The sequence below is a fragment of the Curtobacterium sp. 458 genome (assembly GCF_030406605.1).
Classification (GTDB): Bacteria; Actinomycetota; Actinomycetes; order Actinomycetales; family Microbacteriaceae; genus Curtobacterium.
In genome coordinates this window covers 1,537,261-1,553,896 of record NZ_CP129104.1, presented here as the reverse complement: position 1 = coordinate 1,553,896, position 16,636 = coordinate 1,537,261, and the positions used below count along the sequence as shown (strand labels likewise).

General features: G+C 68.1%; 23 protein-coding genes. 7 read left to right on the top strand and 16 right to left on the bottom strand.

Going from position 1 to position 16,636, the window contains the following annotated elements; translation table 11 throughout:
* Window positions 1-48: 48 nt before the first annotated feature.
* The 10 genes from QPJ90_RS07735 to nrdH all read right to left on the bottom strand — a co-directional run bounded on the left by QPJ90_RS07735 (window position 49) and on the right by nrdH (window position 6,452).
* Complete coding sequence (locus QPJ90_RS07735; protein WP_290133840.1) at window positions 49-354, bottom strand: hypothetical protein; 306 nt, start codon at window positions 352-354, stop codon at window positions 49-51.
* 65 nt (window positions 355-419) lie between these two features.
* Window positions 420-608 carry a hypothetical protein gene (locus tag QPJ90_RS07730; protein WP_290133839.1) on the bottom strand — a complete coding sequence of 63 codons (189 nt, stop codon included), beginning with the start codon at window positions 606-608 and terminating at the stop codon, window positions 420-422.
* 109 nt (window positions 609-717) lie between these two features.
* Window positions 718-900, bottom strand: coding sequence for a hypothetical protein (locus QPJ90_RS07725; RefSeq protein WP_290133838.1), 183 nt, complete (start codon window positions 898-900; stop codon window positions 718-720).
* A gap of 69 nt (window positions 901-969) precedes the next feature.
* The gene (locus QPJ90_RS07720; RefSeq protein ID WP_290133837.1) at window positions 970-1,194 is read right to left on the bottom strand and encodes a hypothetical protein; all 225 of its coding nucleotides are present in this window, start codon (window positions 1,192-1,194) and stop codon (window positions 970-972) included.
* 78 nt (window positions 1,195-1,272) lie between these two features.
* Window positions 1,273-1,494: a hypothetical protein gene (locus tag QPJ90_RS07715; protein ID WP_290133836.1), complete on the bottom strand. Its 222-nt coding sequence runs from the start codon at window positions 1,492-1,494 to the stop codon at window positions 1,273-1,275.
* A 294-nt stretch (window positions 1,495-1,788) separates the two neighbouring features.
* Window positions 1,789-2,232, bottom strand: coding sequence for a barstar family protein (locus QPJ90_RS07710; RefSeq protein WP_290133835.1), 444 nt, complete (start codon window positions 2,230-2,232; stop codon window positions 1,789-1,791).
* Between the two features lie 293 nt (window positions 2,233-2,525).
* Complete coding sequence (gene nrdF, locus QPJ90_RS07705) at window positions 2,526-3,500, bottom strand: class 1b ribonucleoside-diphosphate reductase subunit beta (RefSeq protein WP_290133834.1); 975 nt, start codon at window positions 3,498-3,500, stop codon at window positions 2,526-2,528.
* 98 nt (window positions 3,501-3,598) lie between these two features.
* On the bottom strand, window positions 3,599-5,704 hold the full coding sequence (gene nrdE, locus QPJ90_RS07700) for a class 1b ribonucleoside-diphosphate reductase subunit alpha (RefSeq protein WP_290133833.1): 2,106 nt from the start codon (window positions 5,702-5,704) through the stop codon (window positions 3,599-3,601).
* Between the two features lie 17 nt (window positions 5,705-5,721).
* Window positions 5,722-6,138, bottom strand: coding sequence for a class Ib ribonucleoside-diphosphate reductase assembly flavoprotein NrdI (gene nrdI / locus QPJ90_RS07695; protein ID WP_290133832.1), 417 nt, complete (start codon window positions 6,136-6,138; stop codon window positions 5,722-5,724).
* Between the two features lie 80 nt (window positions 6,139-6,218).
* Window positions 6,219-6,452 carry a glutaredoxin-like protein NrdH gene (gene nrdH, locus QPJ90_RS07690; protein ID WP_058769310.1) on the bottom strand — a complete coding sequence of 78 codons (234 nt, stop codon included), beginning with the start codon at window positions 6,450-6,452 and terminating at the stop codon, window positions 6,219-6,221.
* Between the two features lie 434 nt (window positions 6,453-6,886).
* Here nrdH and QPJ90_RS07685 point away from each other — a divergent pair, with 434 nt between their 5' ends.
* Both QPJ90_RS07685 and QPJ90_RS07680 read left to right on the top strand, forming a co-directional pair.
* Complete coding sequence (locus tag QPJ90_RS07685) at window positions 6,887-8,092, top strand: MFS transporter (RefSeq protein ID WP_290133831.1); 1,206 nt, start codon at window positions 6,887-6,889, stop codon at window positions 8,090-8,092.
* 133 nt (window positions 8,093-8,225) lie between these two features.
* Window positions 8,226-9,044: an aldo/keto reductase gene (locus QPJ90_RS07680; RefSeq protein WP_290133830.1), complete on the top strand. Its 819-nt coding sequence runs from the start codon at window positions 8,226-8,228 to the stop codon at window positions 9,042-9,044.
* An 8-nt stretch (window positions 9,045-9,052) separates the two neighbouring features.
* Here the strand turns inward: QPJ90_RS07680 and QPJ90_RS07675 are convergent, their stop codons facing one another.
* The 3 genes from QPJ90_RS07675 to QPJ90_RS07665 are packed head-to-tail and all read right to left on the bottom strand — an operon-like array spanning window position 9,053 to window position 9,891.
* Window positions 9,053-9,277, bottom strand: a complete 225-nt coding sequence (locus QPJ90_RS07675; RefSeq protein WP_290133829.1) for a hypothetical protein — start codon at window positions 9,275-9,277, stop codon at window positions 9,053-9,055.
* A complete protein-coding gene (locus tag QPJ90_RS07670) occupies window positions 9,274-9,510 on the bottom strand; it encodes a hypothetical protein (protein WP_290133828.1) in 237 nt (78 codons plus the stop codon). Before QPJ90_RS07670 ends, QPJ90_RS07675 begins: the two co-directional genes overlap by 4 nt.
* 42 nt (window positions 9,511-9,552) lie before the next feature.
* Window positions 9,553-9,891, bottom strand: coding sequence for a hypothetical protein (locus QPJ90_RS07665; RefSeq protein WP_290133827.1), 339 nt, complete (start codon window positions 9,889-9,891; stop codon window positions 9,553-9,555).
* 119 nt (window positions 9,892-10,010) lie between these two features.
* On the opposite strand from QPJ90_RS07665, the gene QPJ90_RS07660 reads away from it, so the two are divergent.
* From QPJ90_RS07660 to QPJ90_RS07645, 4 genes are read left to right on the top strand one after another with little or no spacing between them, the layout of a single operon-like run.
* The gene (locus QPJ90_RS07660) at window positions 10,011-10,847 is read left to right on the top strand and encodes a hypothetical protein (protein ID WP_290133826.1); all 837 of its coding nucleotides are present in this window, start codon (window positions 10,011-10,013) and stop codon (window positions 10,845-10,847) included.
* A 55-nt stretch (window positions 10,848-10,902) separates the two neighbouring features.
* Window positions 10,903-11,424: a ribonuclease H gene (locus QPJ90_RS07655; protein ID WP_290133825.1), complete on the top strand. Its 522-nt coding sequence runs from the start codon at window positions 10,903-10,905 to the stop codon at window positions 11,422-11,424.
* Window positions 11,424-11,804, top strand: a complete 381-nt coding sequence (locus QPJ90_RS07650; protein ID WP_290133824.1) for a hypothetical protein — start codon at window positions 11,424-11,426, stop codon at window positions 11,802-11,804. The genes QPJ90_RS07655 and QPJ90_RS07650 overlap by 1 nt, the downstream gene beginning before the upstream one ends.
* Before the next feature lie 21 nt (window positions 11,805-11,825).
* Window positions 11,826-12,008 (top strand): hypothetical protein, encoded by a 183-nt coding sequence (locus tag QPJ90_RS07645; RefSeq protein ID WP_290133823.1) that lies wholly within the window; start codon window positions 11,826-11,828, stop codon window positions 12,006-12,008.
* 37 nt (window positions 12,009-12,045) lie between these two features.
* On the opposite strand, the gene QPJ90_RS07640 is transcribed toward QPJ90_RS07645, so the two are convergent.
* The 3 genes from QPJ90_RS07640 to QPJ90_RS07630 all read right to left on the bottom strand — a co-directional run bounded on the left by QPJ90_RS07640 (window position 12,046) and on the right by QPJ90_RS07630 (window position 15,472).
* On the bottom strand, window positions 12,046-12,297 hold the full coding sequence (locus tag QPJ90_RS07640; protein ID WP_058725573.1) for a DUF6458 family protein: 252 nt from the start codon (window positions 12,295-12,297) through the stop codon (window positions 12,046-12,048).
* A 65-nt stretch (window positions 12,298-12,362) separates the two neighbouring features.
* Window positions 12,363-12,902, bottom strand: coding sequence for a GNAT family N-acetyltransferase (locus QPJ90_RS07635; RefSeq protein ID WP_290133822.1), 540 nt, complete (start codon window positions 12,900-12,902; stop codon window positions 12,363-12,365).
* A complete protein-coding gene (locus tag QPJ90_RS07630) occupies window positions 12,902-15,472 on the bottom strand; it encodes a DEAD/DEAH box helicase (RefSeq protein ID WP_290133821.1) in 2,571 nt (856 codons plus the stop codon). Before QPJ90_RS07630 ends, QPJ90_RS07635 begins: the two co-directional genes overlap by 1 nt.
* 130 nt (window positions 15,473-15,602) lie before the next feature.
* On the opposite strand from QPJ90_RS07630, the gene QPJ90_RS07625 reads away from it, so the two are divergent.
* Window positions 15,603-16,631 (top strand): LLM class flavin-dependent oxidoreductase, encoded by a 1,029-nt coding sequence (locus tag QPJ90_RS07625; RefSeq protein WP_290133820.1) that lies wholly within the window; start codon window positions 15,603-15,605, stop codon window positions 16,629-16,631.
* Window positions 16,632-16,636: the final 5 nt, after the last annotated feature.

Sequence of the window (16,636 nt, the reverse complement as noted above, 5' to 3'; positions counted from 1 at the left end):
CGGCGGCCAGGGCGGCAGCCGAATCGCCTGGTGGTCCGGTCATCGATGTCAATCCGGCCATCGTGCGGTCAGGGAACTCTCTTCGGGGATGCCGTGCGCCTCCGTGAGGAAGTACGTCATCTCCACGCTCGCCAATCTGCCGTCACCGCTGACGACAGGCAGCACCTCGATCGGAGGCTCGTTCCCGACGAGAGCGGGCACATCGTGCATGGTCACAGCTGGCACAGCGCCTGGTGACGACACTGCGAAGCTGCCACACCCGCACTCGCAGTTCGCCGCGACGAGCATCACCGACGCTTGCGACCGGAGTGCATCCGCACTCCTCCTACGAGTAACGCCGGCAAGAGCATCCACGATCGCTCGTTCTCGGGCGCTGGGCGCACGAAACGGCTCGGCTGTGTCTCCCGCGCTCCGCGTGCTCATCTCCGCGCCCGCCAGGACACGACGACGCCGCACAGCACGTAGACGCCGAACAATCCCGCGAGCACACCCCAGACGGCAACGCTGCCATCTGCGCGGTGAGGCGAAAGCAGCGTGAGCGCGCCAACAGCGACCGCAAACAACCCGATGATGGTCGGCGGAACGAGGTTCCCCTTCATCCTGAACATGCGGCGCTCCTCTCCCGCGGGGACGACGGGTGTGTCCGAAACGATCGCGAGCGGTGCATCGATGCAACCAGACCGAGCGGCCGGCGTCCGATCACCGATCGGAAACCTGTCACGGATGGAGGCGGGCACGGCGGTACGCCACTGCGGAACACACCAGGATGACCATGGCACAGACGAGCGTGATCCATCCGAACACACCGGAGGTGCTTCTCGAGAGAAGCACGATGGAGACTGCACCGAACACGAGTCCGAGCAACAGGAACACCACCCAGAGCACGTTCGTTCGACTCATGCGACGAACCTAGCTGTCGAGTGTCACCGAGGTTCTTACACCGCGGTTCGTGAAGCACTGGCTGGCCCGTCAGAGGAGCGGCGGCCCCAGCCCGAAGATCAGGAAGATTCCGCCGAGGACCGTGGCGAAGAACGTCACGGTCACGACGACAGCGGCGACGACCGCGATCACCGTGATCAACAACGTCATCAAGCCGACCAGACCGACGGCGCGGATTGCGTTGCGGGGCGCCGGAACAGTTTCCTCGCCCTCCGTGAACAGATCGGCCATGCTGCGGGGCGGCTGGTCGTTCATCCGACCAGGCTACGTCGCGTCCGTTCCTGTCGAGCCGACGACCTTCTCGTCGACCAAGCTTCCGAGGGGACGCCGCGCTCAGCCTCGAAGGATCAACGCGAGGAGCAATCCGGCCGCGACCACACCGGTGAGCACGAAGCCGAATCCGAGGTATCTCGTTCGCTCGGGAGTGAGCTGACCTCCCCAGAACTCGCCTTGCACCTTGCGCGAGAATCGAGCGATCAGCTCGGGGAAGCTGAGGAGGATGCCGCCCCAACAGAGGAAGATCACCGCGGCCAACCCCGGCCAGAGCGCACTCACTGGGCGAACGTTACTCGTGCACAGTTCCGCAAACTGATCAGCAAGGAGACGGTTACCGCCAGCCTCCGAGACGTCGGCGGCCCACTGCTGGGAGTGGCACCCAGTTCCCCCGACTTGCATCGTCAGGACAGAGACTTCAGCTCACTGTGGTCGGCGGCAGCCCTCGGCAGCGTCCAACACGTGGACCCAGGACTCATGCTGGTCCTCCGCAAAACGCTCTGGCTGGCGGTGTCCCGACAGCCCGTCGCCTCAGAAACCAGCCAAGGCGGGGACGCCGATTGTGCCCCATCGTCTTCAGGACAAGATTGTGAGGAGCCGGTTCCCGAAGAGTGCTGCGTAGCGTCCCTGCCTCCCCAGGATCTGCTTCACGTGGTCGGCGATCCGTGGGAGTCGTTGAGCGAAATCGTCGAAGCCGGACAGGATCAGGACGAGGCCCGTCTCGGTTCCGTCCCACCCGTAGTTCGCCACGGCTACGTCTGACATGCAGTCGTCGAGCGCGTCCAGGTTCCTCCCGAAGTGGCTGGGGAACTGCAGGGCCGTCGCGAAGGCGATGTGCATCTGCATGCCTTCTCTCCATGCCCCGGCGTCCAGCTCGATGACCCGATAGCCCTCGCGCCGAAGCCACGTCTCGCCATTGCGCAACGCAGCATCGCCTTGCAACCTCCGGACGAATCCGTCGCGGGCAATCTCGAAGTCCAGCCTGTTGCCGAGGATGTCGTCGTTGGAGAACACGGGCACGCTCGAACCGTAGTACGTGAGGAGGCCCTAGGACAGCCGCGACCGATCTCGCAGAAAGAGCCGTCGCTGCCCATCAACGTCTCCGATGGAGATCCTGATGGCCGTCCGACAGCCGGTCCGCACCGAACACAGCTTCTTGCAACGCACGCAATGCGACTGCCGTGTCGCAGATAGCCCGACCGAATCAAATCTCAATGAAGTTCCGCTCTCCGACCAGTCGGCGACCGCGCCCCTGAACGACGAACGCCCCGCTGGCCGAAGCCAGCGGGGCGTTCCCACGAGTCAGCCCGGGATCAGAAGTCCCAGTCCTCGTCCTCCGTCACGACCGCCTTGCCGATGACGTACGACGAGCCCGACCCCGAGAAGAAGTCGTGGTTCTCGTCCGCGTTCGGAGAGAGCGCCGACAGGATCGCCGGGTTCACCTCGGTGAGCTCCTTCGGGAACATCGGCTCGTACCCGAGGTTCATGAGCGCCTTGTTCGCGTTGTAGTGCAGGAACTTCTTGACGTCCTCGCTCAGCCCGACCTCGTCGTAGAGGTCCTGCGTGTACTGCGTCTCGTTCTCGTACAGCTCGAAGAGGAGCGAGAACGTGTAGTCCTTGAGCTCCTGACGCTCGGCCTCGGTGACCTGCTCGAGACCCTTCTGGTACTTGTAGCCGATGTAGTAGCCGTGCACGGCCTCGTCGCGGATGATGAGGCGGATGAGGTCGGCGGTGTTCGTCAGCTTCGCCCGCGACGACCAGTGCATCGGCAGGTAGAAGCCGGAGTAGAACAGGAACGACTCGAGCAGCGTCGAAGCGACCTTGCGCTTCAGCGGCGATTCGCCCTGGTAGTAGTCCATGACGATCTGGGCCTTCTTCTGCAGGTTCGGGTTCTCCTCGGACCAGCGGAAGGCTTCGTCGATCTCGGGCGTGGACGCCAGGGTCGAGAAGATCGACGAGTAGCTCTTGGCGTGCACCGACTCCATGAACGCGATGTTCGTGTAGACGGCTTCCTCGTGCGGGGTGATCGCGTCGGGGATGAGCGACACGGCGCCGACGGTGCCCTGGATCGTGTCGAGCAGCGTGAGGCCGGTGAAGACGCGCATGGTCATCTTCTGCTCGGCCGGCGTCAGCGTGTTCCACGACTGGACGTCGTTCGACAGCGGCACCTTCTCCGGCAGCCAGAAGTTGTTGACGAGGCGGTTCCAGACCTCCACGTCCTTGTCGTCCTGGATGCGGTTCCAGTTGATCGCCTGGACCCGATCAATGAGCTTCAGCTTCTCGACCAACGCACGTTCCTTTGATTACTGACTGACGAAGATGCGGACTGGAGGCGCGGTGCGGGGCCGCCCCGCGCCTCCAGTCCGAAGGGTGATCGCGTGAGCGATCAGAGCATGCAGCTGACGCAGCCCTCGACCTCGGTGCCCTCGAGCGCGAGCTGACGCAGACGGATGTAGTAGATCGTCTTGATGCCCTTGCGCCATGCGTAGATCTGGGCCTTGTTGATGTCACGCGTGGTCGCGGTGTCCTTGAAGAACAGCGTGAGCGACAGACCCTGGTCGACGTGCTGCGTGGCCGCGGCGTACGTGTCGATGATCTTCTCGGCACCGATCTCGTACGCGTCCTGGTAGTAGTCCAGGTTGTCGTTCGTCATGAACGGCGCCGGGTAGTAGACGCGACCGAGCTTGCCTTCCTTGCGGATCTCGATCTTCGACGCGATCGGGTGGATCGACGACGTCGAGTGGTTGATGTACGAGATCGAACCGGTCGGCGGGACGGCCTGCAGGTTCTGGTTGTAGATGCCGTGCTCCTGGACGGACGCCTTCAGCGCCTTCCAGTCGTCCTGCGTCGGGATCGCGATGTTCGCGGTCGCGAAGAGCTCCGCGACGCGGGCGGTCGCCGGCGTCCACTCCTGGTCGGTGTACTTGTCGAAGAACTCACCCGACGCGTACTTCGAGTCGCGGAAGCCGTCGAAGGTCTCCCCCGTCTCGATGGCGATGTTGTTCGAGGCGCGCAGGGCGTGGAACAGCACCGTGTAGAAGTAGATGTTCGTGAAGTCGATGCCCTCTTCGGAGCCGTAGTACACGCGCTCACGAGCGAGGTAGCCGTGCAGGTTCATCTGGCCGAGGCCGATGGCGTGCGACTTGTCGTTGCCGTCCTCGACGGAGCGGACCGACGAGATGTGCGACATCTGCGACACCGACGTGAGGCCGCGGATGGCGGTCTCGATGGTCTTGCCGAAGTCCGGCGAGTCCATCGTCAGCGCGATGTTCAGCGAGCCGAGGTTGCAGGAGATGTCCTTGCCGATCTCCTTGTAGGACAGGTCCTCGTTGAAGGTCGTCGGGGTGTTGACCTGCAGGATCTCCGAGCACAGGTTGGACATGTTGATCCGACCCTTGATCGGGTTGGCCTTGTTCACCGTGTCCTCGAACACGATGTACGGGTAACCCGACTCGAACTGGATCTCGGCGATGGTCGTGAAGAAGTCACGCGCCTTGATCTTGGTCTTCTTGATGCGCGAGTCGTCGACCATCGCGCGGTAGTTTTCGGAGATCGGGACGTCGCCGAACGGCATGCCGTAGACCTTCTCGACGTCGTACGGCGAGAAGAGGTACATGTCCTCGTTGTTCTTCGCGAGCTCGAACGTGATGTCCGGCACGACGACACCGAGCGACAGCGTCTTGATGCGGATCTTCTCGTCGGCGTTCTCGCGCTTGGTGTCGAGGAACTTCATGATGTCCGGGTGGTGCGCCGACAGGTAGACGGCACCGGCACCCTGACGCGCACCGAGCTGGTTCGCGTAGGAGAAGGAGTCTTCCAGCAGCTTCATCACGGGGATGATCCCGGAGGACTGGTTCTCGATCTGCTTGATCGGGGCGCCGGCCTCGCGGATGTTGGAGAGCAGCAGGGCCACGCCGCCGCCGCGCTTCGAGAGCTGCAGCGAGGAGTTGATGCCGCGCGAGATCGACTCCATGTTGTCCTCGATGCGGAGGAGGAAGCAGGAGACGAGCTCGCCGCGCTGGGCCTTCGCGGTGTTGAGGAACGTCGGGGTCGCGGGCTGGAAGCGGCCGGCGATGATCTCTTCCACGAGGTCGATCGCGAGCTGCTCGTTGCCCTGCGCCAGGCCGAGGGCGGTCATCACGACGCGGTCCTCGAAGCGCTCGAGGTAGCGCTTGCCGTCGAACGTCTTGAGCGTGTAGCTCGTGTAGTACTTGAACGCACCGAGGAACGTCTGGAACCGGAACTTCTTCGAGTACGCCAGGTCGTTGAGCTTCTGGATGAAGTCGAGCGAGTACTGCTCGATCGTCGCGGCTTCGTAGTACTCGTTCTCGACCAGGTAGTCGAGCCGCTCCTTCAGGTTGTGGAAGAAGACGGTGTTCTGGTTGACGTGCTGCAGGAAGAACTGCTTGGCGGCCTCACGGTCCTTGTCGAACTGGATGTTCCCGTCCGAGTCGTAGAGGTTGAGCATCGCGTTGAGGGAGTGGTAGTCCATCCCCGTCTGCGGCGACGTCAGATCGACGTCTGCAACTGCTGCGTCCAAAATGCTTCCAATCCAGTGGTGACTGCGTGCACGTCGTCAGGCGTGCCGAAGAGCTCGAAACGGTAGAGGACGGGGACGCCGCACTTCTGTGCGATGACGTCCCCTGCGAGACCGTAGGCCTCGCCGAAGTTCGTGTTGCCGCCGACGATCACACCGCGGATGAGGGAGCGGTTGCGTTCGTCGTTGAGGAACTTGATGACCTGCTTCGGGACCGCTCCCTGCCCGTTGCCGCCCCCGTAGGTCGGCAGCACGAGGACGTACGGCTCGTCCGCGTGGAGGAACGGGTCGTTCGGGTAGAGCGGGATCCGGTCTGCCGGCAGCCCCAGCTTCTCGATGAAGCGGGCCGTGTAGCCGGACACGCTCGAGAAGTAGACGAGGTTGCTCATGTGCGCTCCCTGGTCAGAGGTGCGGACAGCGGATCAGGAGGGGCGGTGCGGTGCTCACCGAGGCGAGCACCACACCGGGGTCACGCGAGTTCGGCGCTGAGCGTCGCGATCTTGTCGGGACGGAAGCCCGACCAGTGGTCGTCGTCGGTCACGACGACCGGGGCCTGCATGTAGCCGAGGCTCTTGACGTGCTCGAGGGCTGCCTCGTCCGTGGAGACGTCGTGCACCTCGTACTGGATGCCCTTGTTGTCGAGGGCCCGGTACGTCGCGGTGCACTGGACGCAGGACGGCTTGGTGTAGACGGTGACGGCCATGATCTCCCCTGTGTTCTCGGCCCGTCGAGCGGGTCGTTCAGTGGTGCTGGTGGTTGTGCTGCAGTGGTGCTTCTGAAGCCTGCCGGGGCCCGCGGAGAGCAAGCGCTGCGCCTGCTGAGGGCGGGTTCGACCCGGTGACTCGATACTACATCTAGTGGCCGACACCGGGACCGACCACAAGAGAAAGTGTTACAGCCGTGTAGTTCTCCACAACGCCCTCCACAGTGTGAACAGTCGGGAGAGGCCCGCGATTCCGCCAGTCTGATCCTGGCCACCGACACTCCTCCACACCTTGTGGACACATCTCTCCACGCCTGTGGGCAGAACACGATCGGCGTGTCGCGGAGCCCGGCACGCGACCGTGCACAGGAGCCGTTCGTGCACACCTCCCCGACCGGGGGACAGGCCGTCCGTCCGGTCCGTACACTCCTCTTGTGAGTACGTACGGGCCCCTGCTGAAGACCCCTGGCGTCGGTCGTGTCATCGCTGCGCAGCTCACCGCCCGCTTCCCGTTCGGGATGCTCTCGCTCGCGTACCTGCTCCACGTCGAGCACGTCTTCGACTCGTACGGCGCGGCCGGCCTCGTCCTCGCCACGACGAGCATCGGGCAGGCGATCGCCGGGCCCCTCACCAGCCGGTGGATGGGCAGCTGGGGCATGCGTCCCGTCCTGATCCTGACGAGCATCGTCGCGCTCGCGAGCATGGGTGTCGTCGGCTTCGTCCTGATGCCGCTCTGGGGCTACGTCGTCGTCGGGTTCATCGGCGGGCTGGCGGTGCCCCCGGTCCAGCCGGCCGTGCGCACCATCTACCCGAAGATGGTGACCTCGGCGCAGCTCACTCCCCTGTTCTCCCTCGACGCGAGCGCGCAGGAGCTCATCTGGGTGGCCGGCCCGGTCATCACGACCTTCGTCGCCACGCAGATCGGCACCGTCGAGGCGATCGTCGTCGCGATGGCGTTCCTCGTCATCGGCGGCGTGTGGTTCATCGCTTCCCCCGAGCTCGGCCGCGTGCGCATCCCCCGCTCGAAGCGGGCGTTCGGCGTCGTGCTGCGCCGCCCCTCGGTTGTCGTCGCCACCCTGACCGGCCTCCTCCTCATCGGAGCGTGTGCCGCGGTCGAGGCCAGCGTCACGAGCGTGTTCGGCGAGGGCAGCCCGAACGCGGGCATCGTCCTCGCGGTGTTCGCGATCGGGTCCCTGGTCGGCGGCCTCGCGTTCGGCCACCGCCCGATCTCGCCGAACACCCTCTGGACCCGCACGGCGATCGTCTTCGTGGGCCTCGCGCTCGCGGTCGGCGGAACGAACTTCTGGTGGCTCTGCCTGGCGCTCCTCATCGCGGGTGGCGGCATCGCCCCGGCCCTCGCCGTGATGTTCGGCTCGGTGTCGGCGACGGTGAAGTTCTCCGACACCGCCGAGGCCTACGGCTGGATGGGCACCGGCCAGCTCATCGGCGCGGCTGGCGGTTCCGCTGTGGCCGGGTTCCTCATCGACCTGCACGGCCCGACCGGCGGACTCATGGTCGGCGCGGGCATGGCGCTGGTCGGCGTCCTGCTCCCGCTGGCGGCGAAGCAGTGGCTGCCCGACCTGCGCGGCCGCGACGCGAGCCCGATCCCCGACACCGAGCCGGTCAACCTCCCCACGTAGGCCCGACCCGCTCCACGAAACGCGCGCGTTCCGACACCGCGCGCGTCGATCGACGCGCGTCACGTCGATCACGTGGTGCGAGGAGCGGCCGGGAGGCACGACGCACGCCCGCCACGATCGGCAGGATGGGTGCATGGTCACCTCCATCCCCCTCCGCGACGGTCGCAGCATCCCCGCCGTCGGCTTCGGCGTTTACAAGGTCGACGACACCGAGGCAGCCGTCGCCGTCCGCACGGCGCTCGACGCCGGGTACCGCCACGTCGACACAGCCGAGATGTACGGGAACGAGCGCGGCGTCGGGGAGGCGATCCGTGCCTCCCGGCTGGACCGTGACGACGTCTTCGTGACGACCAAGGTGTGGAACGACCACCAGGGTCGCGATGCGACCCTGCGGGCGTTCGACGCGAGCCTCGACCGGCTGGGGGTCGACGCCGTCGACCTGTACCTCATCCACTGGCCGGCGGCGGCCCGCGACCAGTACGTGGAGACGTGGCGGACGCTCGTCGAGCTGCGTGCGTCCGGACGTGCGCGGAGCGTCGGGGTCTCGAACTTCCAGGTGCCGCACCTCGAGCGGATCATCGACGAGACCGGCGAGGTGCCCGCGGTGAACCAGGTCGAGCGGCACCCGTGGTTGCCGCAGCGCGAGTTGATGGCGTTCCACGCCGAGCACGGCATCGTGACCGAGGCGTGGTCGCCGCTCGGTCGGGGGCGTCTCGTGGACGAGCCGGTGCTCTCCGCGATCGCGGAGGCGCACGGGGTGAGCGTCGCGCAGGTGCTCGTCCGGTGGAACGTGCAGCAGGGCGTGGTGGTGCTGCCGAAGTCGGTGACGCCCGGGCGGATCCGTTCGAACATCGACGTCGATGGCTTCGAGCTGACCGAGGACGACCTCGCGGCGATCGCGACGCTCGAGTCCGGGCAGCGGACGGGCTCGCACCCGGACTCGGTGTCGTAGGGCGGGTCTCAGCTCTCCGGCAGCACGCCGCTGAACGCCAAGACGGCGATCACTGTGCCGCCGACGGCGAGGAAGATGCCGATGAACCGCACGAAGCCCGGCGTGAGCGGCTTCCCGTTCATCAACTCGTCGCCGCCGATCCGCTGCGCCCACCGATTGAACACCGCGACGGTGACGCCCCAGACCGCTGCGACCAGGCCACCTATCGCGAAGAACCAAGCCGGACCGCTCACTCGCCCCTCCTGCGAGCGAGCTGCTGGCGCAGGTTGCGGACGAACAGGACCTCCATGCCCAGTGCGACCGCGGTCAGGACCACGGCGAAGGCGATGTGCACCGCGCCCTGACCTCGGGAGAGCGCTGCGATCGGCAGCCCCACCACGAGCACGGCGCACACGACGACGTTGAACCACGCCCCGACGACCCCTCCAGGGGTCCGACCGGTGCGCTCCATCCAGGGAACGGGCATGCGCCGGAAGTTACCCGTCGAGCCTGGGCCGGCGTCTGCCGATCAGCCCTGGCGGTCCTCCTCGGACTGCCACGGCAGGTTCAGGTCGCCCGGTTCCGGCTCGACGTCGCCGGCGTCGTCCGCGCCGCCGGTCCCGGGTGCCGCGACGACACGGGACGGGTCGATGCCGTCCTCCCGGAGGTCGGCGTCGTCGCGCTGCTCCGTCTGGAAGGCGAAGGTCTCGCGCTCGCTCGACGGACTGTAGGACGTGTCCGCCGCGCGCTGGGTGCGGTCGTCGAGACCGTCGGCGCCCTCGTGGTGCGCAGCGTCGCGCAGTTCGTCGTCGCGGGCGCGGTCGTCGGACTCGTCGGGGCCGGGGGCCTGGGGGATGCTGTCGCTCATGGGCTGCACAGTAGGCCGCTCCCCTCCGGCAACGGTTCGGTCACGACCGCCGTCGTCCGGTTCCCGTTGCCCTGTCCGCGCGGTGGCATCGCACTAGGGTCGTTTCGAGGGGGAACGACGTGGAACGAAGGACCAGGACGATCGCGGCGCTCGGGGCGACGGCTGTGGCACTGACGACGATGCTCGTGCTGAGCGGCTGCTCGCCGTTCGGCGGGGACGACTCCGTGCCGGCGCCGACGAGGACGGCGGCCGCGGGACCCGACGGCGGTGGTTCCCGCACGGCGTCACCGGCACCCACCCCGACCGCGACGCCCACGCTCACGCCGGGCTCCGTCGCCGCCGAGACCGACGTCGTGTCGAAGTCCGGTGAGACCAGCTTGCACGTGCGTATCGTGCAGCGGGCCGATGGTCTGTTCGACGCCGAGCTGTCCGACTACCGGACCACCAACCCGCAGCCCATCGCCCTGCAGTTCCGCCACCGCCCGGCCGAGTACGCCGACGGGTACGACACGGTGGTCCGGAGCCAGGTGCAGTGGAGCGGGACGTCGGCGCCGGCGAAGGCTCCGCTCGACGATGCCGGCAGGACACCGGACTACCTCTCCAGCGCGGTGCTGGTGCCGATGCCGAACGAGGACGGCTCCGAGTCCGACGACCGACCGTGGGTCGGCTCCGTCCTGGCGATCGGTGCCCTCGACTGGAGGCTTCCGAACCCGTACCCGGACCTCCGGGTCACGGTCGGGAAGGCCCGTCCCGGCGCGTACGGCTGGGTCAAGGACACCGACGGCACGCCGACCTCCTACGGCGTCTCGCACGGCGACGAGCTCACGACGGTCAGCAAGCGGTTCGACGTCACCCCGGCGCAGCTGCGGTGGCTGAACCCGTACCTCGAGACGCGCGGTGCCGAGGAGTGGCTGCTCGAGGGCACGACGCTCAACCTGGACCCCGCGAAGCGCTGACGTCCCTGACCTCCGTTACGGTGGTGCAGCACCCGCACCACCTGGAGGTCCCATCGTGACGATCGTCGCCGCCGCAGACGGCTCCGCCCTCGGCAACCCCGGCCCGGCCGGCTGGGCCTGGTACGTCGACGACGACCGGTGGGCGGCGGGCGGGTGGCCGAAGGCGACCAACAACCAGGGCGAACTGACCGCCGTGCTGCAACTGCTCCGTGCCACGAAGGACACCGGCGAGCCGCTGCACATCCTGTGTGACAGCCAGTACGCGATCAAGGCCTGCACCGAATGGCTCGCCGGGTGGAAGCGGAAGGGCTGGCGCAAGGCCGACGGCAAGCCCGTGCTCAACGTCGAGATCATCAAGGAGCTCGACGCCGAGCTGCAGGGCCGGAAGGTCACCTTCGAGTGGGTCCGCGGTCACGTCGGGCACGAGATGAACGAGGCTGCCGACGTCCGCGCCCGGGGTGCTGCGACCGCGTACCAGAACGGCACCGACGTACCGCACGGCCCGGGCTGGCCCGGCGTCGAGGTCACCGAGCCGGAGCCCCTGCCCGAGGCGACCCCGCCCGCGACCCTGTTCTGATGGGACGAGCGCCGGGTCCCGACGAGGCACGGTCACTCGTCGAGTCACGGCTCCACGACGGCGAAGAGCTCCTCTGGGTCGGCCGGAGCGACCCGGCCCGCGTCTTCGTCGACACCGATCGGTGGCTGATACCCCTCAGCGTGCTGTTCTCGGCGGGACTCGCCGTCGCCGACGTCGCAGTGTTCTCGTCGGGCGCCCACCCGGTGACCATCGTCGTGCTCGCAGCGCTGTCCGTCTCTGCCGCGCACGCGCTCGTCGGGCGCTTCCTCGTGAAGCGGCACCGCAAGCGCACCGACGTCTACGCGGTCACGGACCACCGAGTGCTCGTGGTGAACGAGCGCCGGGTCCGGGAGACCTCCGCGAGCCGGACCGACTGGTAAGTCGATCGCTCCGCCGAGCACATGTCCGTCGAGTCGGACGACTCACGCCACCTCGACACGCTCTTCTGGGGTGGAAGCGAGGCGGTGCGGCAGTACGCGAACACCGGCCTCGACCTCACGCCCGAGCGCGGGAACTTCGCGCTCTACGACGTCGCGGACGGCGAAGCCTTGCTCGCCGCGCTGCGGCGAACTTCTGGCCGGTGAGGTGGACCCGGCCTGGCAAGTCGGGCAGGCAGCGGGGTCAGTAGGTCCCGTCCCGCCGGTCCTGCCGGGTGATCTGCTCACCGGACGCCGGATCGATCCCACTCCGGGTGGTCGTCGTGGTGCGACGGCCGCCGAACGCCACCGCCAGGCTGATGATGAGCAGCACGACGCCGGCGGCCATCAGGATGTAGCCGATCAGGCGGAGGTCGACCCCGGCGACCTGGATGTTCAGGGCGAACGCCACGATGGCGCCGATCACGATCAGGGCGATGCTCGATCCGATGCGCATGGCGGTTCCTCTCGACGGTCCCGGCCACCGGACGGGGCTGGGCTGCCGTCGAACGTACCCGGACGTCAGAGTGGGCGTTCCCACAGTGTGACGGTGCTCTCCAGCCGGTCGTACCGGTAGGGCTTCGTCTCCCCCGTCGGCTCGTACCCGAGCGAACGCCAGAACGGCTCCGCCACGTCCGCGTTCGTCGCGACGATCCCGAGCCGGAGCCGGGTGATCGGGACGGACGATGCCGGCACACCCACCCCGACGGACGCACGGGCGAACGCCACGACCTCGTCGTGCATCGCTCGCCCGAGCCCCTGCCCGTGCGACCCACCGCGGACGACGAGCAGTCCGATGTACGCGACCTCCGGCGCCGGGTACCCGAGCAGCACGTCCGCGAAGGCCACGAGACGGTCGCCGTCCCACAGCCCGAGGCCGTGCTTTCCCGAGGGGTCGAACCCGTCCGGGACGCCGATGAGCGCGCTGAGGCCGTCGGACGGCCCCGGCGGGTAGCCGGTGATGCGCTCGGCGTAGTCCGGCACCGACTCGAGGAGGTCCTGCAAGGCGGCGACGTCGCGCGCGGCGGACGGACCGCCGAGCGCACGGGCGACGGGAGCCATCAGTCGACGTCCACCTCGGCCCACCCGTCGAACCGGCCGATCTCGGTGACGCGGACGACCGCTTCGCCGGCCGCGTCGGAGGCATCGAGGTCGATGGTCGCCGAGAACCCGAAGTCCTTGTCGCCGGAGGGGTCCGCGAAGATCTGTCGCGCACGCCACGTCCGCGCGGCGGTGTCCTCGGCCAGCACGAGGTACTCCATCGACCGCGCGTCCGCGTCGGTCCCGATGGAGTCGTGCGCGTCGTAGTACTCCTCGAGCGCGTTGTCCCACGCCGATCGGTCGAACCCGCTGGTCGCGTCGAGCTGCCCGAGCCCCTCCGGGTCGTCGGCGGCGGCGAGCAGCACCCGCTGGAACAGGGCGTTGCGGACGAGGACCCGGAAGGCCCGCACGTTCCCGGTGAGCCGTGCGGGCTGCGGCGGCGCGATCTCCTCGTGCTCGGCCTCCGCCAGCGCGACGTCTCCGTTGAGGAGCGCTTCCCACTCGTCGACGAGCGAGGAGTCCGTCTGCTTGACGACCTCGCCGAGCCACTCGATGAGGTCGTCGAGCTCGGGGGTGCGCTGCTCCTCGGTGATGGTCTGCCGCATGGTGCGGTACGCGTCGGAGAGGTACCGGAGGACGAGCCCCTCCGAGCGGGTGAGCTGGTAGAACCGCACGAAGTCACCGAAGGTCATGGCGCGCTCGTACATGTCCCGGACGACGGCCTTGGGCGAGAGCGTGAAGTCGAGGACCCACGGCTGCTCGGCGGCGTAGGCCTCGTACGCGGCCGTCAACAGCTCATCGAGCGGCTTCGGCCACGTGACCTCCTCGAGCAGCTCCATCCGCTCCTCGTACTCGATGCCCTCCCGCTTCATGCGCGCGACCTCTTCGCCGCGCTCCTTGAACTGCTGCTGCGCGAGGATCGCCCGCGGGTCGTCGAGCGTGGACTCGACGATCGACACCATGTCCAGCGCGTACGTCGGCGACTCCGGGTCGAGCAGCTCGAACGCGGCGAGCGCGAAGGGTGAGAGCGGCTGGTTGAGCGCGAAGTTCGGCGCGACGTCGACCGTGAGCCGGTACGACACAGGCGGCCCGGAGAACCGCTCGATCACCCGAGCGTTGATGAGCGTCCGGGCGATGGTGAGCGCGCGCCGGGCCATCGCGAGCTGCCGGGATCGGGGCTCGTGGTTCTCGAAGACCAGCGCCCGGACGTTCTCGAACACGGATCCCCCGCGGGCCACGACGGAGAGCACCATCGCGTGGGTGATGCGCATGCGCGACACCATCGGCTCGGGCTCGGCCGCGATGAGCTTCTCGAAGGAGGCCTGCCCCCAGGAGACGAATCCCTCCGGCGCCTTCTTCTTCTTGACCTTCCCCTTCTTCTTCGGGTCGTCGCCGGCCTTCGCGAGGGCTCGGGCGTTCTCGATCTCGTGCTCAGGCGCCTCGGCGACGACGTCGCCCTCGGTGTCGTACCCGGCGCGTCCGGCCCGTCCGGCGATCTGGTGGAACTCGCGCGCGGACAGCTGCCGCATCCGCGAGCCGTCGAACTTCGTCAGGCCGGTGAGCAGCACGGAGCGGATCGGGACGTTGATGCCGACGCCGAGGGTGTCGGTCCCGCAGATCACCGGCAGGAGGCCGCGCTGCGCGAGCTGTTCGACGAGCCGACGGTACTTCGGCAGCATCCCCGCGTGGTGGACGCCGATGCCCGCGCGGATGAGCTTCGAGAGGGTCTGCCCGAAGCCGGCACTGAACCGGAACCCGGCGACGGCATCGGCGATGAGATCGCGTCGTTCACGGGACGCGACGCGGACGGACATCAGTGCCTGCGCCCGCTCGAGCGCGGCGGCCTGGGCGAAGTGCACGATGTAGATCGGTGCCTTGCCCTCCTCGAGCAGCCGTTCGACGGTCTCCTGCACGGGCGTCATGACGTACTCGTACGACAGCGGGACTGGTCGGGAGACACCGGTCACCCGGGCGGTCGGCCGTCCGGTGCGGCGGGACAGGTCGTCCGCGATGGTGGTGACGTCGCCGAGGGTGGCGGACATGAGGAGGAACTGCGCGCGTTCGAACACGAGCAGCGGCACCTGCCACGCCCACCCGCGGTCGGGGTCGCCGTAGAAGTGGAACTCGTCCATGACGACGACGTCCACCTCGGCATCGGGCCCCTGCCGCAGCGCGAGGTTGGCGAGGATCTCCGCCGTGCAGCACACGATGGGGGCGTCGGCGTTGACGCTCGAGTCGCCGGTCACCATCCCGACGTTCTCCGCGCCGAACAGGTCGACGAGCTGGAAGAACTTCTCGGACACGAGGGCCTTGATCGGCGCCGTGTAGTAGCTCCGCTTCCCCTCGGCGAGCGCCGCGAAGTGCGCGCCGGCGGCGACGAGGGACTTGCCGGTGCCGGTCGGGGTCGAGAGGACGACGTTCGCGCCCGAGACGAGTTCGATCACCGCTTCGTCCTGCGCCGGGTACAGCGGTCGGCCGCCCTCGGCGGCCCACGCGGCGAAGGCCTCGTAGACGGCGTCCGGGTCGACGACACCGTCGACCGCCGCCGGCAGGGCGGCGACGAGCGGGGGCTGGGTGGTGACGTCGGTCATGCGTCCATCCTCCCAGGTGGGTGGTGACGACGAGACGGCCGGGAGGCTCGGTACGGGTCCGCCCCGCGCCTCCAGTCCGGATCGTGCCGGGCCGCGAGCCCCGCTCCATACGCGCGCATAGACTCGCGACATGCGCGATCTCGGCTTCCTCTCCTTCGTCCCGAACCACGGTGGCACCGCAGGTGCCGCCGCTGCGCTGGAGGACGGCCTGCGACTCTTCGCCGCGGCCGAGTCGTTCGGCTACGGCACCGGTTGGGTGCGCGGACGGCACTTCGAGCCGTTCCTGACGAGTCCGATGACGTTCTTCGCCGCCGCGGCACAGCGGACGAGCACGATCGGGTTCGGCACCGCCGTGCTGGGCATGCGGTACGAGGACCCGGTGCGGTTGGCCGAGGACGCGAGCACGGTCGACCTCCTGAGCGGTGGGCGGGTGCAGCTCGGGATCAGCACGGGCATCGCGGGCTACGGACCGATCCTCGACCCCGTGTTCGGCCCGGTCGACCGGAGCTTCCGCGACGAGGCCGAGGCGCGCGCCGCACGGCTCCTCGAGGTCCTGCAGGGGGAACCGCTCGGCACGGCGGGGAAGGGCTACGAGAGCATCCCGGCCGGGGCCGACCTGGCCCTCCAGCCACTGAGCCCAGGGCTCCGTGGCCGCGTCTGGTGGGGCGGCGGCAGCCTCGGCACCGCGGTGCGCACGGCCGAGAAGGGACTGCTGCTGCACTGCTCGACGCTGAACACCGAGGACACGGGCGCGCCGTTCGCCGTGGCGCAGGCGGGCCAGATCACGGCGTACCGGGAGCGCTTCGCGGAGCTGCAGGGCACCGGTGAGCACGTCGACCGCACGCCGAGGGTCGCCGTCGGCCGGATCGTCGTGCCCCTCCTGGACGACCACGACCGCGCGGTGCACGAGGAGTTCCTGACCGGGTACGCGGCGGGCATGGACGACGAGGGCCGTCCGCTCTCGGGGCCGCCGTTCCGCTTCAGCAAGGTGGTCGCGGGCTCGGTCGAGCAGATCACCGAGACGCTCCTCGCGGACCCGGCGGTGGCGGCGACGGACGAGCTCGTGATCACCCTCCCGGCGAACGGCGACGCTGCCGCGCACGAGCGCATCCTGCAGATCGTCGCCGAACAGGTCGCCCCGACGCTCCGGGCGGGCTGACGCTC

What these genes read in the sequence shown, in the direction of transcription:
- nrdH (WP_058769310.1), bottom strand. Translation starts at nt 6,452, where the DNA reads ATGGCCGTCACCGTCTACACCAAGCCGTCCTGCGTCCAGTGCACCGCG.
- QPJ90_RS07625 (WP_290133820.1), top strand. Translation starts at nt 15,603, where the DNA reads ATGCGCGATCTCGGCTTCCTCTCCTTCGTCCCGAACCACGGTGGCACC.
- QPJ90_RS07640 (WP_058725573.1), bottom strand. Translation starts at nt 12,297, where the DNA reads ATGCGCATCGGATCGAGCATCGCCCTGATCGTGATCGGCGCCATCGTG.
- QPJ90_RS07725 (WP_290133838.1), bottom strand. Translation starts at nt 900, where the DNA reads ATGAGTCGAACGAACGTGCTCTGGGTGGTGTTCCTGTTGCTCGGACTC.
- QPJ90_RS07635 (WP_290133822.1), bottom strand. Translation starts at nt 12,902, where the DNA reads ATGGCTCCCGTCGCCCGTGCGCTCGGCGGTCCGTCCGCCGCGCGCGAC.
- QPJ90_RS07630 (WP_290133821.1), bottom strand. Translation starts at nt 15,472, where the DNA reads ATGACCGACGTCACCACCCAGCCCCCGCTCGTCGCCGCCCTGCCGGCG.
- nrdI (WP_290133832.1), bottom strand. Translation starts at nt 6,138, where the DNA reads ATGAGCAACCTCGTCTACTTCTCGAGCGTGTCCGGCTACACGGCCCGC.
- QPJ90_RS07665 (WP_290133827.1), bottom strand. Translation starts at nt 9,891, where the DNA reads ATGAGCGACAGCATCCCCCAGGCCCCCGGCCCCGACGAGTCCGACGAC.
- QPJ90_RS07720 (WP_290133837.1), bottom strand. Translation starts at nt 1,194, where the DNA reads ATGAACGACCAGCCGCCCCGCAGCATGGCCGATCTGTTCACGGAGGGC.
- QPJ90_RS07645 (WP_290133823.1), top strand. Translation starts at nt 11,826, where the DNA reads ATGTCCGTCGAGTCGGACGACTCACGCCACCTCGACACGCTCTTCTGG.
- QPJ90_RS07680 (WP_290133830.1), top strand. Translation starts at nt 8,226, where the DNA reads ATGGTCACCTCCATCCCCCTCCGCGACGGTCGCAGCATCCCCGCCGTC.
- nrdE (WP_290133833.1), bottom strand. Translation starts at nt 5,704, where the DNA reads ATGGACTACCACTCCCTCAACGCGATGCTCAACCTCTACGACTCGGAC.
- QPJ90_RS07670 (WP_290133828.1), bottom strand. Translation starts at nt 9,510, where the DNA reads ATGCCCGTTCCCTGGATGGAGCGCACCGGTCGGACCCCTGGAGGGGTC.
- QPJ90_RS07650 (WP_290133824.1), top strand. Translation starts at nt 11,424, where the DNA reads ATGGGACGAGCGCCGGGTCCCGACGAGGCACGGTCACTCGTCGAGTCA.
- QPJ90_RS07730 (WP_290133839.1), bottom strand. Translation starts at nt 608, where the DNA reads ATGTTCAGGATGAAGGGGAACCTCGTTCCGCCGACCATCATCGGGTTG.